Here is a 16,583-nt window from a genome sequence, read left to right on the forward strand (position 1 = left end):
CTCAATGCGGGATCTCCTCGGCCGACGCCATGACGGCGTGCGTTCCGGCGCGGCGGCCGGAGAATATGCAGTCGGCCAGCGACAGCCCGCTGACGTAGGAATTGGAACAGATTCCGGCTGCGGTGCGTCCTGCACTGAACAACCCGGGGATGGGCTTACCCGATTGGTCGACGACCGCTCCGCTGCGTTCATCGATTCGGATACCCCCCAGGGTGAGCATCGGTGTGGGGTTGAGCAGGCTTGGCCGCACCGAAATATTGAGCAGGGTGAACGGCGGTTGGCTGATCCGGCGCACAAATTCCGCGGGCTTTCCGACCGGATCTGCTGCGCCGGTGTCGATGGCGTTGTTGTGCGCCTCGACGGTCGCCACCAGTCCGTCGGGATCGACACCGGCTGCCTTCGCGACCTCACGCAGCGACGGCGCGGTGGCCGCGTCGGCCAGCATCAGCGCCGCGACCTGGGCGCGCTGAAACCACAACGGCTGCTTGATCATTTGGCGGCGGGCTTCCCGCATCAACGCGGCGTCGGCGAGAAGCCAGCCGGCACCCTGGTGCTGTCGAATCATGGCTTGTCCGACCGCCGCTCCATAGCGACTTTCGTCGATGAAGCGATCCCCTCGCTTGTCGACGATGATCGCGCCGATGAACGCGCTCGGGGGGGTGATGAAACGCCAAGCCGAGACATTGTCCATCCGGTCGGTGACCGCTCCGGCGCGCTGCGCCAGGGCGATGCCGCTGCCGTCGTCGCCGCTGGTGCCCAGCTGCAGACCACCGAGATATTGCGGAGCGAACCGTCGCACCCAGTCGGTGTTGGCGATGAAGCCGCCGGCGCAGATGATCACCGCGCGGCCTGCGTCGATCCGCAGCGGCTGGGCGTAGCGCCGCTCCAGCCTGCGCAGCCGCCCTTCCAGCAGGCGGCGCAGCGGCGGGTAGTAGATGCCCGGTTTGGCTGACAGCTCGGCCATCGCCGCATAAAGCCGCCGGATCCGCGGTGGCGCATTGTGCATCGTCAGTGCTTCCACCCCGGTCACCCGACCGGACGAATCCTGGATCAGGTTCGTCACCGTGGTATGGGGCCAGAACCGAACACCAAGGGCCACAGCGGCTTTGGCTAACGGGGCATACAGTTTGCGGCCCGAGGTGCCGCTGCCCTTGACGCGGTGCCCGCGCTGGACGGGCGGGGTGTGGCTGCGGAACGCACCGGCGTTTTCACTGCCCGAGTGGTACAGGTAGTAGCGGTTGTTCGGAAACGAGGTCTTGTACGGGCACAATGCGGGGCTGAACGGCACCCCGTAGCTGCTCAGCCAGTCGATCATGTCGGGGCTCGAGCGCACGAATGATTCCAGGGTTTCCGGGCTGACGGCGTCGCCGACTTCGAGGCGAAGGTAGGCCAGCATTTGCTCGGGGGTGTCGTTGACCCCGGCCTGCCGTTGAACCGTGGTGCCGCCGCCGGCGTAGATGATCCCGCCCGATATCGCCGTGGCACCACCACCATTGGCACGGTCCAATGCGATGACGTCGGCGCCGCGCTCGCGGGCGGCGATGGCTGCGCACTCACCTGCGGCGCCGAACCCGATCACCACGACATCGGCGGATTCGCAGATGCGCGCCGACTTGTCACCAGCCATGCCAGTACTCCCACTCGGGTTGCGCGTTGTGGGGTGAACTGTAACAGGTTCTAATTTTGTCCCGTTGGGTTGAGCGGGTCGAATCTGGGGGTGCTCGACGAGATCTCCGCGGCCACGGTGTCGCCCGTGCGGGCGTCGTGGCGGATGGCGGCAGACTGAGCGGGTTGTTTTCGCTGAGCGCAATAAGCCGATCAATGGTGTCGCTGGCGGCCGAGAGGATCGGCGCGTCGCGCAGCGCGGTATTGGCCTACAAGAGACTGTGAGGTCAATCGTTGTCAACCCCCTGTCATGGTGTGACAGTCGGACGCAGGTGGGCACTTGCGAACATTGCTATAGGCAGATACTGCGACGATTACGCCATCCCGTGAGGAGCGCCGTGCGCCCTTCTGCGACTTCAAAACCAACCTCGCCAGGTTTACCGAGCAATCCTCCGCTGACGACCATCGAAGGAATCCGTAATGTACGCCGTGACTCAAGGGTGCCAATTGGTATTTCGGAGGGTGAGCTTCGGGAGTCCCGGGGATTCTCGCCGACGAACACTGCGAACCCGCCGACCGTCGCTATTGCCGGTTCATGAGGCGCTTGGCGGACCACACCCGGTAGGCGGTGCAGCCCATCAACACGGCGAGGCCCCCGCTACTGATCAGGCCCAGCGCCGTGCCGTGGCTCAATACATTCAGTACGAACAGGGCCAGGAACAGCACAGTCATCACTGTGTAGAACGCTGGGCCGTACAGAGGGTTCATCTTCACACGTGCAGCCCTCCCGCCCGGACCCACAACAGCCAGGGAACGTCGCGGTGACGCAGTGCTGCATGCGATTCTCCCCTGGCAGGGCTGCCTGTCGTGGGCGGGTCTGAGTTAAGCATGCCGGCCATCGTCCAGTGCTGTCGGCGGCCTTAATCCAGGCATTTGCCGGCGGCATCCAAGCCGTCCGCGACCGCCGCCGTACCGAGAGCGATTTGACCGACCGCGGCGGGGATCCCCACGCCGGTTCCACCTTCAGGAACTGCGGTCAAGATCGCAATCATGCCGCCTGCGGGCTCGAGGAGGGCTTTGGTTGCGTCATATGGGCTGCATCGAGGTTTGGCGGCCGCGGCGCCGCCCGGACCGGTGGCGGGGAGGGGCGGCGGCGGTGGGGTTGCGGGCATCGGCGGACCCGGCTGCGCAGGCGCTGGCGGTGCCGTGATGGCCTGCTCGTACTGGGGAAAGAACGCGGGCTGAGGGGGGGTCGGTGTTCCGTCAGGGGTGTCCCACGGCGCGAATGGGGGCGGGGGGCTAGTGCCGCCGTCTTGTTTGAAGTCGACCAACCGGATTCCATTGCGCTGGGTGGCGGGAGCTTGCGGGACAGGGGTGGAGATCGGGTTTTCCGCAAAGCTGACGCCGCTGAGACCCGCGGTGGTGGCGGTAAGTTGGCCTGCAACCTTGGCCTCTGCCCCGTCGAGCTGTTCTGCGCGCAAGCGGATGTCTCCGGCGAAAGCTTGCGCCTGAGCCTGTCGGGCGGCCTGCTCTGCGGCCGTCCTGCTCGTGTGTGCGCCAGTGACCGATAAGTCCTCGCCGACAGTGAATCCCGCATTCTGGGCGTCCTCAACGGCATACAGGACTCTTCGCTGGGCTGCACCGATCTCGCTGGCGCCATCGCGCGCAATCCCGGCTGCCTGACGCAACAGCTCGGCTTTGGCGCTGACAATCGGCAGGTCGGCGCTGGTTCGTTGCCGCAGCCCGTCACCACCAGCGCCATGCCAGGCGATGGCATAGGACTGGTTTCGCATCTGCAGGAACGTGTCTTCCCACTGATCCGCGGTCTTGGTCCAGTAGCCGGCTGCATCGATTAGATGCTCGATGCTCCATGCCCGGATTTGCGACAGGGTGGCCGGCATCTAAACCACCGTCACCTGCGTCACCGCGGCCATCTCGGCGGCCGCCGTCGTCTCTTGATGGGCGTAACCTGCCGCCGCGGCAGTCACCGCGGCACCCGTAGCCTGAGTTCGGGTGCCGAATTCCGCCGCAGCACCGCCAATTGCTGCGTTGATACCACGCACCGCCGCCGTCGTTGCTTGGAATGGCTGGCCCGGTGACGGCGGCGTTGTTCCAGCGGCGAGTTGGGCACCGAGGCCCTGCGATTGACTGGCCGTAACCCCTAGCTGACCAAGGACGACCTGCAATTCATCCGATCCCACGCGGGCGAGTCTAAATCGAGGCCACCCGGAGGGCTACCCGGGCCGCTCAGCTCGCTCACACCCGAAGCTAGGTGACTACGGGACATGCAAGGTGTTGCGGCGACGCTCGGCGACCAACTGACCGATTCGAAGGATCTGATCGTCGCGACGTTGTTGGAAGTCGCCCGCGGGTAGTGCGAGATGCCATGTGCGAGATCACCTGTCGTAGACGGTGCTGGCGTGACCCATGTGACTGATACCAATGATGTCGCGCATCGCTCGACCGGAACACCTCTTTTCGCGACGAATTGCCAGTGAGCCGCCGTCGGCCGTACCCACGGCTCTGCCGCCCCGACGACCAGGCTCGCCAGCGTGTCAGCGCGCGCCGCGCACCAGACGACCGGGCCGGGCCCCGGTGTCTACACCGTTGCGACGGGTGACCGTACCGCTGACGATCGTGGCGGTGTATCCGCTTGCGGCCTGCAAGATTCGGTGGCCACCGGCTGGCAGGTCGTAGGCCATCGCCGCGGGATGCAGTGTCAGCGCGTTCATGTCGATGACATTGAGGTCGGCCTTCTTCCCGGGCTCGATGGTGCCGCGGTCGGTGAGGCCGAACAGATACGCGGTGTCGCGGGACTGCTTGCGAATCACGTATTCCAGCGGCAATTGCTCGCCGCGGCGACGGTCGCGGGCCCAGTGTGTCAGCAGAAACGTGGGATATGAAGCGTCACAGATCATCCCGCAGTGGGCACCGCCGTCGGAAAGCCCCAGCACCCCGGCGGGATGCAACATCATCTCCCGGATGGCATCGCAATTGCCGTCGGCGTAGTTGAACAACGGCAACATCAGCATGGCGGTCGCGTCCGCCTCGAGCATGAGGTCGTAGAGGGTCGCCAGCGGGTCCTCGCCGCGCGCCTCCGCGATCGCGGCGACCGTACGGTCGGGTGTGGGCTCATAGTCGGGCGGATCGCCGAGTGCGTACAGACGTCCCAGTGCGTGCTGAACGAAGGCGGACATGCCGTCGAAAAGGACCGTCGGGTCGATGGGCAGATCCGCTTCGGCGAGAATCGCGGCCTTCACCGCCGGGTCGGCGAGACGGTGTGCCAGTTCGTCGCGGCCGCATTCGGCCATCAGCCGGCGGTAGGTGGGCCGATGGCCGAAAGCATGGTGTCCGCGGAACCCGATCATCATGCCGAATGGGCGCGCCGCGATCTGCGGATACAGCCGGCTGCCCGACTCATGCGCGGCCGCGGACAGGTCCAGCTGCTCGCGCCACAGGTTCGGGTCTGCGTCGACCTGGATGAGCGCGAACGACACCGGCCGGTCGATTTCGGCGCTCAGCCGCCGCATCCATTCCAATTCCTTCTTGGGCCCGACGATGTCCTCGCCCGCCGCCCCTTGCGGGGCGAGCTCGAAGACGGCCCGGCCGCCTGCTGCCATGGCGCGGCCGAGACCGAACAACTCGTCCTCGGCGGCGAAGGTGCCGGGCACCGGCTCGCCGTCCATCGCGCGGTGCGCCAGCGTGCGTGATGTCGAAAAGCCGAGCGCGCCGGCTTCGACCGCCTCGGTGACCAGCCGGCTCATCGCCGCGATGTCGTCAGCGGTTGCCGGCTCGTTGTGGGCTCCGCGCTTACCCATGGTGTACGCGCGCACCGCCCCGTGCGGGATCTGGCTGCCCACGTCGATCGCGAACGTGCGGGCGCCGATCGCGTCGAGGTACTGCGGGTAACTCTCCCAGCCCCAGGTAATGCCCTCGGTCAGGGCGGTGCCGGGAATGTCTTCGACACCTTCCATCAGCCTGATCAGCCAGTCCTCGCGGCCGGGGCGGACCGGAGCGAATCCCACCCCGCAGTTGCCGGTGACCACCGTGGTGACCCCGTGCCCGCTCGACGGCTCGAGCAAGCCGTCCCAGCTCATCTGTCCGTCGTAGTGGGTGTGGATGTCGACGAAGCCGGGGGCCACCAATTGGCCTGTCGCATCGATGGTTTCGGAGGCAACGGCCATCTGTAAGCCATCCATCGCGGGGTCGTTGGAACCGCGGCGGACAACGTCGACGATCGCGCCGTCTTTGATTCCGATATCCGCGGGATACCGCTGCGCGCCGGTGCCGTCGACGACGGCGCCGCCGACGATCTTCAGATCGAACATGCGTCCCTCTGGGTCTCTTCCTGGTCGCCCGGCTGCGACGCGAACAGGGCGGCGAACCCGGTTCCCAACCATCATTACGCGACGGTGCGTAGCGTATATGTCGACGGTAGGCGTCGCAATCGGTTGAGTCAATGAAAACCGATCGCCGGACGAAAGCGGTCGGTTCACTCAGGCGGTACGCCTGGCCCGGGTAACACTTGGTGCCGCGAAAGCCTCACTCGCCGGCAAAACTGCTCAGTGCGCTATCGAGTGTCCGGTAGAGGGGGAACACCGAATCGATGCCCATGAGTTTGATCGGGCGGCTGGTGGCCGGGCCGTCCGCCACCACCGCGAAACGGGTCGGTGGCGCCACCTGAGAGTTGGCGGTGACCAGGACGGTCATCCCGGCGGAGGCCAGGAAGTCCACTTTCGACAGGTCGACGATGACTGCCGGGGGGCCGGCGGCCAGCGCGGTCTGTATCGCCTCGGCGAGCCGCGGCGCGGCAAGCATGTCCACTTCTCCCGAAACGGCCAGCACGACCGCCTGATCTGTCTGGGATTTCTCGATGCCGAAAGCCGTCGGAGTTACCGGATCGCCAGATTGTTCGGTCATGCTCGTATCTCACATCCGTTGCTGGTGGGACACCGCTAGTTCCCAGACAACCACTACTAAGCCTGGGGCTGTTGTCTCAACCCTGTCGATCGTCGATCCTGCGCAGCCAAGCCGCGGCGCGACGTCATGACGATGGCGCCCATGGATGCCACTGGCAACCGAACGCCCATGTTACCTGTGGCGTTCGGCGCCGTTGCCGGCCCGGTGCGCGGCCGGCCCGGACAAACCTGGACCGGGACGGCGGGGACGTTGGTAGGTTCTGGGAATGCTCTTCGCGGCCCTGCGTGACATGCAGTGGAGAAAGCGGCGCCTTGTCATCGCGGTCGTCAGTACCGGGCTGATCTTCGGGATGACGCTGGTTCTCACCGGACTTGCGAACGGCTTCCGGGTCGAGGCCCAGCACACCGTCGACTCGATGGGCGTGGACCAATTCGTGGTCAAGACCGGCGCGGCCGGGCCGTTCCTGGGTTCGACGCCGTTTCCCGATGTTGACCTGGCGCGCGTGGCCGCCGAGCCCGGCGTCACGGCCGCCGCACCGCTGGGCTGTGTCGGGACGATCATGAAAGAGGGCACCTCGACGCGAAACGTCACCGCCTTCGGCGCGCCCGAGCATGGGCCCGGCATGCCGCAGGTCTCCGAGGGCCGCGCCCCGGCCAAGCCGGACGAGGTGGCGGTTTCGAGCACACTGGGCCGCCACCTCGGCGACACCCTGCAGGTCGGTGCGCATACCTTACGGATCGTTGGCATCGTGCCCAACTCGACAGCATTGGCCAAGATCCCCAACATCTTCCTGACCACCGACGGGTTACAGCAGCTGGCCTATAACGGGCAGCCGATGGTCACCTCCATCGGGGTCGACGGCTCACCCCGGGGGCTCCCGGACGGCTATCAGACATACGACCGCGCGGGTGCGGTCCACGACCTGGTACGCCCGCTGCGCGTCGCGGTGAATTCGATCTCCATCGTGGCGGTCTTGCTATGGATCGTGGCAGCGCTGATCGTCGGATCGGTGGTGTACCTCTCGGCGCTGGAGCGCATGCGCGATTTCGCGGTGTTCAAAGCCATAGGCACGCCGACACGTTCGATCATGGCGGGGCTGGCACTGCAGGCACTGGTCGTCTCGCTGCTGGCCGCGGTGGTGGGCGTCATCCTGTCGAAACTCCTGGCGCCGCTGTTTCCGATGATCGTCGCCGTGCCCGCTTGGGCCTACCTGGCGCTGCCGGTGGTGGCGATCGTCATCGGCCTGTTGGCCAGCCTCGCCGGTTTGAAGCGCGTCGCGACCGTCGATCCAGCGCTCGCGTTCGGAGGTCCTTGAGCGGTGGGCGATCTCAGCATTCAGAACCTCGTCGTCGAGTACTACAGCGGCGGCTACGCGCTGCGGCCGATCAACGGGTTGAACCTCGACGTGGAGGCCGGTTCGCTGGTGATCCTGCTCGGGCCCAGTGGCTGCGGGAAGACGACATTGCTGTCCTGCCTCGGCGGTATCCTGCGACCGAAGTCCGGTGCGATCAAGTTCGAAGACGTCGACATCACCACGCTGGAGGGCACCGCGCTGGCGAAGTACCGGCGTGACAAGGTGGGCATCGTCTTCCAGGCCTTCAATCTGGTGCCGAGCCTCACCGCCCTGGAAAACGTGATGGTTCCGATGCGCGCGGCCGGGATGTCGCGCGCCGCTTCGCGGAAACGTGCCGAGGAATTGCTGACGCGGGTCAATCTCGCCGAACGAATGAAGCATCGCCCCGGCGATCTCAGTGGCGGACAGCAGCAGCGGGTCGCGGTTGCCCGTGCGATCGCGCTGGATCCGCCGTTGATCCTGGCCGACGAACCGACCGCGCACCTCGACTTCATCCAGGTGGAGGAGGTGCTGCGGCTGATCCGTGAACTCGCAGACGGGGATCGCGTCGTGATGGTCGCGACCCATGACAGCCGGATGCTGCCGATGGCCGATCGCGTCGTCGAACTGACGCCGGACTTCACCGACACCAACCGGCCGCCCGAAACGGTGCAACTGAAGGCCGGTGAGGTGCTGTTCGAGCAAAGCACGATGGGTGACCAGATCTACGTGGTGTCCCAGGGCGAGTTCGAGATCGTGCACGAATTGGCCGACGGCGGCGAGGAATTGGTGAAAGTCGCCGGACCTGGCGACTACTTCGGCGAAATGGGTGTGCTGTTTCACCTGCCACGTTCGGCGACCGTGCGAGCCCGCACCGACGCGACGGCCGTGGGCTATACGGCGCTGGCCTTCCGGGAGCGCCTCGGTACGGGGGGACTGCGCGACCTGATCGAGCACCGCGAGCTGGCCGGCGAGTAAATCCTGCACTGCCGCCGTTCCGGCCCTCCATCGGGCGTGTCGAACGCCGTATCGCGTCATGGTCCGAATACTCGCTGTACGCCGTGCAGCTTATCCAGCCGCTGACCGGGTGGGCCATGCTGTCGGCGGCCGGACTCACGCTCATCTCGCTGGGGCCGTTTCAGCTGCCCCGCATCGCACCGCACAATATCGAGATCTACGCGGTACTTCCTCTTGTTCCTGACGTTCACCGCCCACGTGTGCGCAGTGCTCTTTCGCGCCGTGGTGCTGCGCGATCGACTCATCGACCCAATGGCGGTCTGGCCTAACAAAAATCCAGCTGAGAAGGCGGACCTTAGGTATTGATCAACCGACCCGAAAAGCCGAAGACCAACCCGCTACACCCCAACTGTCTCGACTGGTTGCGCATGCCAAGTGGAGGCAACATCGGCACCGGTGCGCCGTTGCCGAAGGCGACATCTCGTACGGTGGCCAATCCGCCGGCCTGCACCCCAGCTCCCTGTTGGACGGTACCCGCGAACCCCCATTGACCCGGCACCCTGGTCGCCCGCCGTCACCGACACCAATTGCGCCCTAGCGGTGGTGGCCGCTGAAGAACTGCCAGATGGAGTCAGTCGCGTCGAGCGCTGTCGACGGTTCGGGGAGGCCGAGTCGTTCGAGAAGCGGGCTCTTGGTACCCCCGGGCCATTGATGCCCGGCCCCGGCCACCGAGATCAATTCGACGGTGCGTCCGCCCGGGCAATCGGCGGTTGCGGTTGTCACGGCGCCGGCAGTGGTCGAGGACGACGGTCCGCAGCCGTCGATGCCGCGCCAGATGGCGTTCACCGCTGGCACTGACGGGCCGTCGACGCGAGGAGTTCCGTTGGCTGTCAAAGCTTTACCAGGTCCGCCGGCGTAGGGAACACTTTCGTCGGCGGTGCCGTGGATTTGCAGAACCGACGTCGGTTGTGCGCGTGCGCAATCGGTCAACAGCGTGCCTGCCACCGGCGCAACAGCGGCGAAAATGTCCGTCTGACAACCCAACCGAAGCGCCAGCATGGCTCCGTTTGACATGCCGGTGGCATAGACACGGGTGGTGTCGAGAGGTATCTGCCGCCCGATGGCGGCGACCATGGCGGTGATGAAACCGACGTCGTCGACGTCGGCCTGTTGCGGCAGGCCGCAGCACGACCCGGCATTCCAGGCGCGGTTGAGGCCATCGGGATAGGCGACCAGGAAATGTCCGCGGTCGGCTTCGGCATCCCAGTGATAGGCCCGTTCCGCCTGTGCGCCGTTGCCGTAGCCGCCGTGCAGCATCACCACCAGCGGCACCGCATCGGGAAGTTCCGGCGGCCGGTACAGATTGAAAGTCCGGTTTTCGCTGCCCCATGGGATGCTCTGGCTGGACTGGCCGGTGGGAATCGTCCTCGGCTCGGGGGCTCCGGTCGCGTGCCCGGGGCCTACTAAGCCCAAGCACCCGCCCACCGACGTCACCAGCACGCCCAGCAGCGCTGTCACGCGCATCCACACCTGTCCGGAGGCCATGAGTCCAATGGTGGCACCAAGCCCGCAGAATGACAAGCTGCTTGTCAATATGGGAGTGAGTGCGACACTGTTCGGTTATGCGACGTCTTCTGGATGCCCGGTGGGAGCCGACGGTGCCGGCCCTGGTGCAACTACTGGCCGCAACCGGTGCGCCGAGGTTGAGAGCGGCATTCGCCGCAGCCGGCCTCGACGGGTTGCGCCCGGCGCAGGCAGTGCTGCTGGTGCCCTTGGCCGCCGGGAGCCTGCATGCCTCGGCTCTGGCTGAGTACCTTGCCGTTAGCCGGCAGGCGGTGGCCCAGGCCGTTGCGGCACTGGAACGCCACGACTATGTCAGCCGGGCACCTGACCCGGCGGACTCGCGGGCCCGCCTGGTCCAGCTGACGCCCCGCGGTCGTCAGGCGCTTGGTGTTATGCGCTCCAACGCAATCGATGTGGAAGAGCGCTGGACACAGATCCTGGGGCAGCGCCGCCTGGCCGAGCTTCGGCAGAGCTTGCAGATGCTGCTCGCCGCGTCGGACGCCGAGGGGCCCGACGCGGCGTCGCGGCCGAGCGCTCAATCCTTCTGAACCGTGACCAGCTGGGGAATGTTTCGGCGACGACTGTCGTCGGCAAGACCGGCCCACCGTCCTGCGGCCACGGTCCGAGCAGCCACGAGTGCGCCGAGCATGACGGCCACGCAGGCAAGCCCGTCGTCCTTGAGGCCCCACTTCACCGCGGCCAAAATCGCTGCCCCGGCCACGCAGAGCAGCATGCCCACTACCGTGCCCTGCCGGCGCGACGTGCTGGCGGGTGCGCCATCCCAGCCGGGCAGCGGATTGTTCTCCAGCGGCCGCAGCACGACGAAGAGCACCGCCATCGCGCCGGCCATGAGCAACAGCTGCTGCACGCTGATCGCGAGGAAACCGGGCTGTCCAGGGTAGCGGGGGTGGCCGGCGATGTCGAAGAGCAGCTGTACCCCCAGCAGTACCGGCATGTGCCACAGGTACAGCGTCATGGCGCCGGTATTGCCGATTGCGGTCAACCACCACACCCGCGGCCGGCGGGCCCAGCGGGCGATTTCGGGTGCTGCCGCAATGGCCAACGCGCTCAATGTGATTGCGTGACCGGCCAGCAGCAGCGACGGGGGGCTCATGTTGGGCAGCCGCTGCCCTTCGATGCCGACCAGGCTCAGCTCGTACGGTCCCCACCGAAGCAGCGCGATGTCGACGGCGAACAGTGCCGCGGCGGTGCCCAGCGCGACGCGCCCGGAAAGCAAGCGGCGTCGGTAGGCAACGCCGAACATGCCGGGAATGAGCCAGACCGCGAGGTTGAGATAGCCGAGCGCCGCGGCGGCGGGCCAGTGCAGCCGGACCGCGTCGATGACCGCGATGACCGCATAGACCGCGGTCACACCGGCGGCCAGGCGCGCGGTCGTGGTGATCCGAGACAGCAGCGGCATCGCCGCCAGCACCAGCACATAGGCGCCGAGGAACCACAGCAGTTGAATGCTGATCCCGGCGACGGGCTGGTAAACATGCTGGGGCAGTATCGGATACAGCAATACCAGGGTGATCGCCCAGAACCCGAGGTAGTAGAACACCGGGCGGAACAGCCTGCTGCAGCGCTTCAGCAGCCAGTCGCCCCAATTGGTGTCGGGTCGCCACGACGTCAGGCAGGCCGCCGCGCCCGCGAAGAAGAACAGCGGCATGATCTGGAAGATCCACGTCAGCGCCTGGAACACCGCCGAGGTGGTCAGCAGGTTGTCCCAGATGAGCACGCCGCCGCGGATGACACTGATCGCCATCACCGTGTGGCCGACGACGACTCCAAGCAGGGCCGTGATGCGGATGACGTCGATGGCGCGGTCGCGGTCGGCCGGGGTGCGGGCGGCCAGTTCGGTGGGGCTGGGAAAGCGGATGAGCGTTGTCATGTCGGGCAGCATCGCGGATCGACGCACCGCCAGGCCTGCGTAGTTCTACCCGTTCCGGCTGGGTACGGCTACCGGGAGCCCGGCTATCGCCTCGCTTGCCGCAACGCAGGGTGGCTCGACGGGCGACGGCTGCGGCGGTGATTCACCACGACGACGCGTGCTGGGTCAACGTCAGGAAGAGGTAGCCGATGCAGAGCAGGAAGTTCAACGCGACGATGGCCAAGCCGACCGAGATCAACGCCCGCCGGCAACAGCGCTGCAGGCGTCGCATCTTGGCGACTCGGTTTTCGTGGTTTAACCGGATGGCGATCAATGCGAAACTGACACTTGTCATTTCGTCGTCTGAGACCGGCATGCCGGCCAGCATTTCCCGTAGCCGTCCCGGTGGAATTTCGACGCCCACCCGGGCGAAGCGGCGGCTGAGCCGACGTGCCTGGTGACGGCCGAAAAAGTGATCGCGCATCGGAAGCTGATGCGAGAGTCTCCGTCGTTCGTCGCCCCAGGGGTTCGACGGGGTCGTCACAAGGCGGAATTCTATGCCGCCTTAGTGCTGTATCGGGGCTGCCGCGCCAACTTTTTCGGCGAAGCTCGTCCGGATCGTTCGGTGGGCGGTGACGAGTGGGCCCGGGTGCGCGCTAGGTGCGTACGGCCACCGTGGACAGCAGATCGGCGAGCCGATCTGGCCGGTCCACCATCGAGAATGTCCGCGCCCCCTCGATCAACTCGAAGCGGGCGTTCGGAATGGTCGCGGCCAGGCGTTCACCGTCCTCGCGGGCAAAGAATGTATCGTCGGCCGACCAGGCGATCAGCGCCGGCTTGTCGAACTCGGGCAACCGGGCGGCGACGCCGGTGGTGACCTCTGTGCGCAGCGACAGCGAGAAGTGGCGCAGGTCTTCGGCAACCCGCGGATTGGATAACGCCGGCCGCACCCAGGCCCGGGTCAGTTCGTCGATGTCGGCGTACGCCAGGTCGTCGTAGGCGCGCCGGCGTGCCGCCGGTGCCCGCATGGTCTGGATAGCGGCCCGGAACAGCGGCTTGGACTTGGCCGCGAGGATCACCGGCTTGAGGATGGGTGGCGGAAAGTGTTCGAACGCATCGCAACTGGTGAGCACCAGAGCGCCGACTCGCTCGCGATGGTGCACCGCGGCGAGTTGGGTGACCCCCCCGCCGGTGTCGTTGCCAACCAGCACCACATCCTCTAGGTCGAGGGCGGCAAGGAATTCGGCGACGATCCCGGCGACACCGCTGATGGATCGGTCCGCGCCGGCGCGCAGTGGTTCCGGATGCGCCCCGAGCGGCCAGGTCGGCGCCAAGCAGCGCAGACCCCGACCGGCAAGCCGTTCGGCGACTTGCCGCCATAGCTGCCCGCCCATCATGTAGCCGTGCACGAACACGACGGGCCGGCCGTTGGCGGGTCCGGTTGCTTCGTAATGGATGGTCCCGGCACTAATGTCGATCGTCGACATGGTTGACTCCTCACACCGACATACTTACAAACGGGCTGTCTGTTCGTAAGTTACCGACAGGTTGTATGGAAATCAAGAGGCGGACTCAGGAAGAGCGTTCCGCGGCCACCCGCGAGGCGCTGATCTCGGCCGCCCGCACGCTGTGGGGCGCGCGGGGTTACGCGGAGGTGGGAACGCCGGAGATCGCCACCCAGGCGGGAGTCACCCGCGGTGCGATGTATCACCAATTCGCCGACAAGGCAGCGCTATTCCGCGACGTAGTGGAGGCGGTCGAACAGGATGTGAGGGCCCGGATGGCCCCCCTGGTCGCGGCGTGGGGAGCGAGCACGCCCGCCGATGGGATCCGCGCCGCGGTCGAGGCCTGGCTCGACGTGTCCGGCGCCCCCGAGGTGCGACAGCTGATCTTGCTGGATGCCCCCGCCGTGCTGGGGTGGAGCGCCTTCCGTGACGTCGCCCAGCGGTACAGCCTGGGGATGACCGAACAGTTGCTCACCGAGGCCATCCGGGCCGGCCAGTTGGCTGCGCTACCGGTGCGACCGCTGGCAACGGTGATGATCGGTGCCCTCGACGAGGCGGCCATGGCGATCGCCACCGCCGAGGATCAACAACGCGCCCGCCACGAGATCGGGCAGGTGCTGCGACGGCTCATCGACGGGCTGCTGCAGGACTAGGTTTGCGCCGATTCGGTGGCGAGTTGTGGATAGTGCCAGCCGAGGTCTTCGAGGTATCGCGGCGTCTCCGCCACGGCGACGTCGAGAAAGCAACGCACACTGGGTGATTGGTTGGCGGTACGCCATGCCAGGGCCAGCGGGCGATACGGCAGCGGGCCGTGCAGCGGGATGAACCGCACCCCCTTACGGCTGAGGTTGATGAAAGACGTTGGCAATAAGGCGCTTCCGGCACCGGATGCCACCAGTGCGAGGATCGTCTGAATCCGCGCGACTTCGTCGGCGATCGGCGGCTCGATGTGGTGCATCCGGAACAGCTCGATGACGTCGGCGTAGGTGGTGGCCGCCGCACCTCTGGTCCACAGGATCATCGGCTGGTCCGCCAGCAGTGACGGGGCAAGACGCCGGTGTCCGGCGAGTGGGTGGTCCTCGCAGACGACCGCGGCCAGCGGGTCGTCGAGCAGGGTCTGGATGGTCAACGACGGCTCGTCAACCGGTCCGCGCACAAAGCCGACGTCGATACGGTGTGCCAGCAGCCGCGCCGTCTGCTCAGCGGTGTCGAGTTCGGCGACTTCGAGTTTGACGTCGGGATAGCGGCGGCGATGTGCGCGCATCACGTACGCCAACACGCCGTCCACCGCTGCCTGCAGCGCGCCGACATGAAGGTGGCCGAGCTGGCCGGTGCCGGCCCGGCGCGCCGCGGCAAAGGCGCGCTCGGCGTGGGTGAGCGCCAGCGTGGCTTCCGCGAGCAGGGCGTGGCCGGCGTCGGTGAGCTCGATCGGGCGGCGGGAGCGATCGATGAGCGCCACTCCCAGTTGGCGTTCCAGCTTTTGGATCTGCTGACTCAGTGGCGGCTGGGCGATGTGAAGTCGCTCGGCGGCCCGGCCGAAGTGTCGTTCCTCGGCGACCGTCGCGAAGTAACGCAGCAAGCGCAACTCCGGGTCTGCCATATGTTGAGGATATATTGCCTGTCTCAACATGTCTTGGACGATGAAGATGCGGCGGTCTTAGCGTGGTCTCGAAAGCGCCCCAGACCAGGCCCAGACCAGGAAGGCAACCGCATGACCGCCGTGCTCACCGACGAACGCGATCTCGTCGAGTACTACTTCAACCAGCCCTGGAGCGACGGGCTGCCGGTGGTTCCGCCGACACCCGAGCGCGTCACCGCGGTGCTGGACGTATTGGGCGGGCCGCCCGAGGAACTGGTGGCGCGCATCCCGCCGCGATGGGGCAGCCTGACCCGGGAACTGCTGGCCGTCAACATGGTGATGGCCGGATGCAAACCCGAGTACGCCCCCGTCGTCCGCGCCGCCGTGCTGGCGCTGACCGATGCACGGTTCAACCTCAACGGCATTCAGGCCACCACGCACGTCGTCTCGCCGCTAATCGTGGTCAACGGACCGATCGCCCGCCGAATCGGAATGAACTCCGGCGGAAACGTATTCGGTTCGGGTAACCGCGCCAACGCCACCATCGGCCGCGCGATCCGCCTGGTCATGCTCACGGTCGGCGGCGGCATTCCCGGTGAGCTGGACAAGAGCACCCTCGGCCACCCCGGCAAGTACACGTTCTGCATCGCCGAAAACGAAGCGGCCAGCCCGTGGGCTCCCTATCACGTCGAGCACGGTTATGCCCCGAATGACAGCACCGTTCTGGTGATCGGGGCCGAAGCCCCGCACAGCGTCACCAATCACATCTCCGATGACCCGCAAGGGATTCTGGACTCCATCGCCTCGGCGATGAGCACCATCGCACACAACAACGCGGTGCTCGGCGGCTCCTGCACCGTGGTCATCGGAGTGGAGCACGCGCACACCATCGCCTCGTTCGGCTGGACCCGCGACGACGTCCGTCGCTACCTGTGGCTCAACGGCACCAACGACTGGGACGACGTGAGTTACGGCAACCGCTACGCAACCTCGGGCGCGCGCACCTACAACCGCAACCTGCCGAAGTGGTATCCGCGCGAGTCGGGCCGGCGGGTGCCGATCGTGTTCACCCCCGACGACATTCACCTGTTGGTCGCGGGCGGATCCGCGGGCCGGTTTTCGGCCTTCCTGCCCGGCTGGAGCACCGCGACCACCCCGGTGCTGCGCGCCGTCGAGGACGACGTCGTTGGCTCCACCGCAAGCGGACGCGACCTCGAGTGCTCCGACGGCTCGTGCCGCCTGTGAAACTCC

The 16,583-nt window shown here is 66.5% G+C and carries 17 protein-coding genes and 1 pseudogene; 6 read left to right on the forward strand and 12 right to left on the reverse strand.

Annotated elements, in window-relative coordinates; genetic code table 11:
• Position 1 precedes the first annotated feature (1 nt).
• The 6 genes from B4U45_RS14655 to B4U45_RS14680 form a co-directional block, all read right to left on the reverse strand.
• Positions 2-1,627 (reverse strand): FAD-binding protein, encoded by a 1,626-nt coding sequence (locus B4U45_RS14655; RefSeq protein WP_075545971.1) that lies wholly within the window; start codon positions 1,625-1,627, stop codon positions 2-4.
• A 560-nt stretch (positions 1,628-2,187) separates the two neighbouring features.
• Complete coding sequence (locus B4U45_RS14660; RefSeq protein WP_075545972.1) at positions 2,188-2,379, reverse strand: hypothetical protein; 192 nt, start codon at positions 2,377-2,379, stop codon at positions 2,188-2,190.
• A gap of 146 nt (positions 2,380-2,525) precedes the next feature.
• Positions 2,526-3,506 carry a hypothetical protein gene (locus B4U45_RS14665; protein ID WP_075545973.1) on the reverse strand — a complete coding sequence of 327 codons (981 nt, stop codon included), beginning with the start codon at positions 3,504-3,506 and terminating at the stop codon, positions 2,526-2,528.
• Positions 3,507-3,806 carry a hypothetical protein gene (locus B4U45_RS14670; protein ID WP_075545974.1) on the reverse strand — a complete coding sequence of 100 codons (300 nt, stop codon included), beginning with the start codon at positions 3,804-3,806 and terminating at the stop codon, positions 3,507-3,509.
• Between the two features lie 354 nt (positions 3,807-4,160).
• Positions 4,161-5,933 (reverse strand): N-acyl-D-amino-acid deacylase family protein, encoded by a 1,773-nt coding sequence (locus B4U45_RS14675; protein WP_075545975.1) that lies wholly within the window; start codon positions 5,931-5,933, stop codon positions 4,161-4,163.
• Positions 5,934-6,147: 214 nt separating this feature from the next.
• Complete coding sequence (locus B4U45_RS14680) at positions 6,148-6,525, reverse strand: STAS domain-containing protein (protein WP_075545976.1); 378 nt, start codon at positions 6,523-6,525, stop codon at positions 6,148-6,150.
• A 265-nt stretch (positions 6,526-6,790) separates the two neighbouring features.
• Between B4U45_RS14680 and B4U45_RS14685 the strand changes: the two genes are divergently transcribed.
• From B4U45_RS14685 to B4U45_RS30095, 3 genes and pseudogenes are all read left to right on the forward strand, one after another.
• Complete coding sequence (locus tag B4U45_RS14685) at positions 6,791-7,840, forward strand: ABC transporter permease (protein ID WP_075545977.1); 1,050 nt, start codon at positions 6,791-6,793, stop codon at positions 7,838-7,840.
• Positions 7,841-7,843: 3 nt separating this feature from the next.
• Entirely contained in the window at positions 7,844-8,836 is a 993-nt protein-coding gene (locus B4U45_RS14690; protein WP_075545978.1) for an ABC transporter ATP-binding protein, read from the forward strand.
• A pseudogene (locus tag B4U45_RS30095) lies at positions 8,818-9,181 on the forward strand (cytochrome b); the annotation flags it as partial. The gene B4U45_RS14690 and the pseudogene B4U45_RS30095, both read left to right, overlap by 19 nt.
• Here the strand turns inward: B4U45_RS30095 and B4U45_RS30425 are convergent.
• Both B4U45_RS30425 and B4U45_RS14700 read right to left on the reverse strand, forming a co-directional pair.
• Positions 9,171-9,374: a PPW family C-terminal domain-containing PPE protein gene (locus B4U45_RS30425; RefSeq protein ID WP_219858729.1), complete on the reverse strand. Its 204-nt coding sequence runs from the start codon at positions 9,372-9,374 to the stop codon at positions 9,171-9,173. The pseudogene B4U45_RS30095 and the gene B4U45_RS30425 sit on opposite strands and share 11 nt — an antisense overlap.
• A gap of 35 nt (positions 9,375-9,409) precedes the next feature.
• On the reverse strand, positions 9,410-10,360 hold the full coding sequence (locus tag B4U45_RS14700) for an extracellular catalytic domain type 1 short-chain-length polyhydroxyalkanoate depolymerase (RefSeq protein ID WP_075545980.1): 951 nt from the start codon (positions 10,358-10,360) through the stop codon (positions 9,410-9,412).
• A gap of 77 nt (positions 10,361-10,437) precedes the next feature.
• Here B4U45_RS14700 and B4U45_RS14705 point away from each other — a divergent pair, with 77 nt between their 5' ends.
• Positions 10,438-10,926, forward strand: a complete 489-nt coding sequence (locus tag B4U45_RS14705; RefSeq protein WP_075545981.1) for a MarR family winged helix-turn-helix transcriptional regulator — start codon at positions 10,438-10,440, stop codon at positions 10,924-10,926.
• Here B4U45_RS14705 and B4U45_RS14710 read toward each other — a convergent pair.
• From B4U45_RS14710 to B4U45_RS14720, 3 genes are all read right to left on the reverse strand, one after another.
• Complete coding sequence (locus tag B4U45_RS14710; RefSeq protein ID WP_075546002.1) at positions 10,914-12,269, reverse strand: acyltransferase family protein; 1,356 nt, start codon at positions 12,267-12,269, stop codon at positions 10,914-10,916. The two genes, B4U45_RS14705 and B4U45_RS14710, sit on opposite strands and share 13 nt — an antisense overlap.
• A 142-nt stretch (positions 12,270-12,411) precedes the next feature.
• Positions 12,412-12,792, reverse strand: a complete 381-nt coding sequence (locus B4U45_RS14715; RefSeq protein WP_075545982.1) for a hypothetical protein — start codon at positions 12,790-12,792, stop codon at positions 12,412-12,414.
• Between the two features lie 112 nt (positions 12,793-12,904).
• The gene (locus B4U45_RS14720; protein WP_219859422.1) at positions 12,905-13,735 is read right to left on the reverse strand and encodes an alpha/beta fold hydrolase; all 831 of its coding nucleotides are present in this window, start codon (positions 13,733-13,735) and stop codon (positions 12,905-12,907) included.
• A gap of 65 nt (positions 13,736-13,800) precedes the next feature.
• On the opposite strand from B4U45_RS14720, the gene B4U45_RS14725 reads away from it, so the two are divergent.
• The gene (locus B4U45_RS14725) at positions 13,801-14,406 is read left to right on the forward strand and encodes a TetR/AcrR family transcriptional regulator (protein WP_219859423.1); all 606 of its coding nucleotides are present in this window, start codon (positions 13,801-13,803) and stop codon (positions 14,404-14,406) included.
• On the opposite strand, the gene B4U45_RS14730 is transcribed toward B4U45_RS14725, so the two are convergent.
• Positions 14,403-15,353, reverse strand: coding sequence for a LysR family transcriptional regulator (locus B4U45_RS14730; protein ID WP_075545985.1), 951 nt, complete (start codon positions 15,351-15,353; stop codon positions 14,403-14,405). The two genes, B4U45_RS14725 and B4U45_RS14730, sit on opposite strands and share 4 nt — an antisense overlap.
• Positions 15,354-15,464: 111 nt before the next feature.
• On the opposite strand from B4U45_RS14730, the gene B4U45_RS14735 reads away from it, so the two are divergent.
• The gene (locus B4U45_RS14735) at positions 15,465-16,577 is read left to right on the forward strand and encodes a hypothetical protein (protein ID WP_075545986.1); all 1,113 of its coding nucleotides are present in this window, start codon (positions 15,465-15,467) and stop codon (positions 16,575-16,577) included.
• Positions 16,578-16,583: the final 6 nt, after the last annotated feature.

Source organism: Mycobacterium persicum, from assembly GCF_002086915.1.
GTDB classification, from domain to species: domain Bacteria; phylum Actinomycetota; class Actinomycetes; order Mycobacteriales; family Mycobacteriaceae; genus Mycobacterium; species Mycobacterium persicum.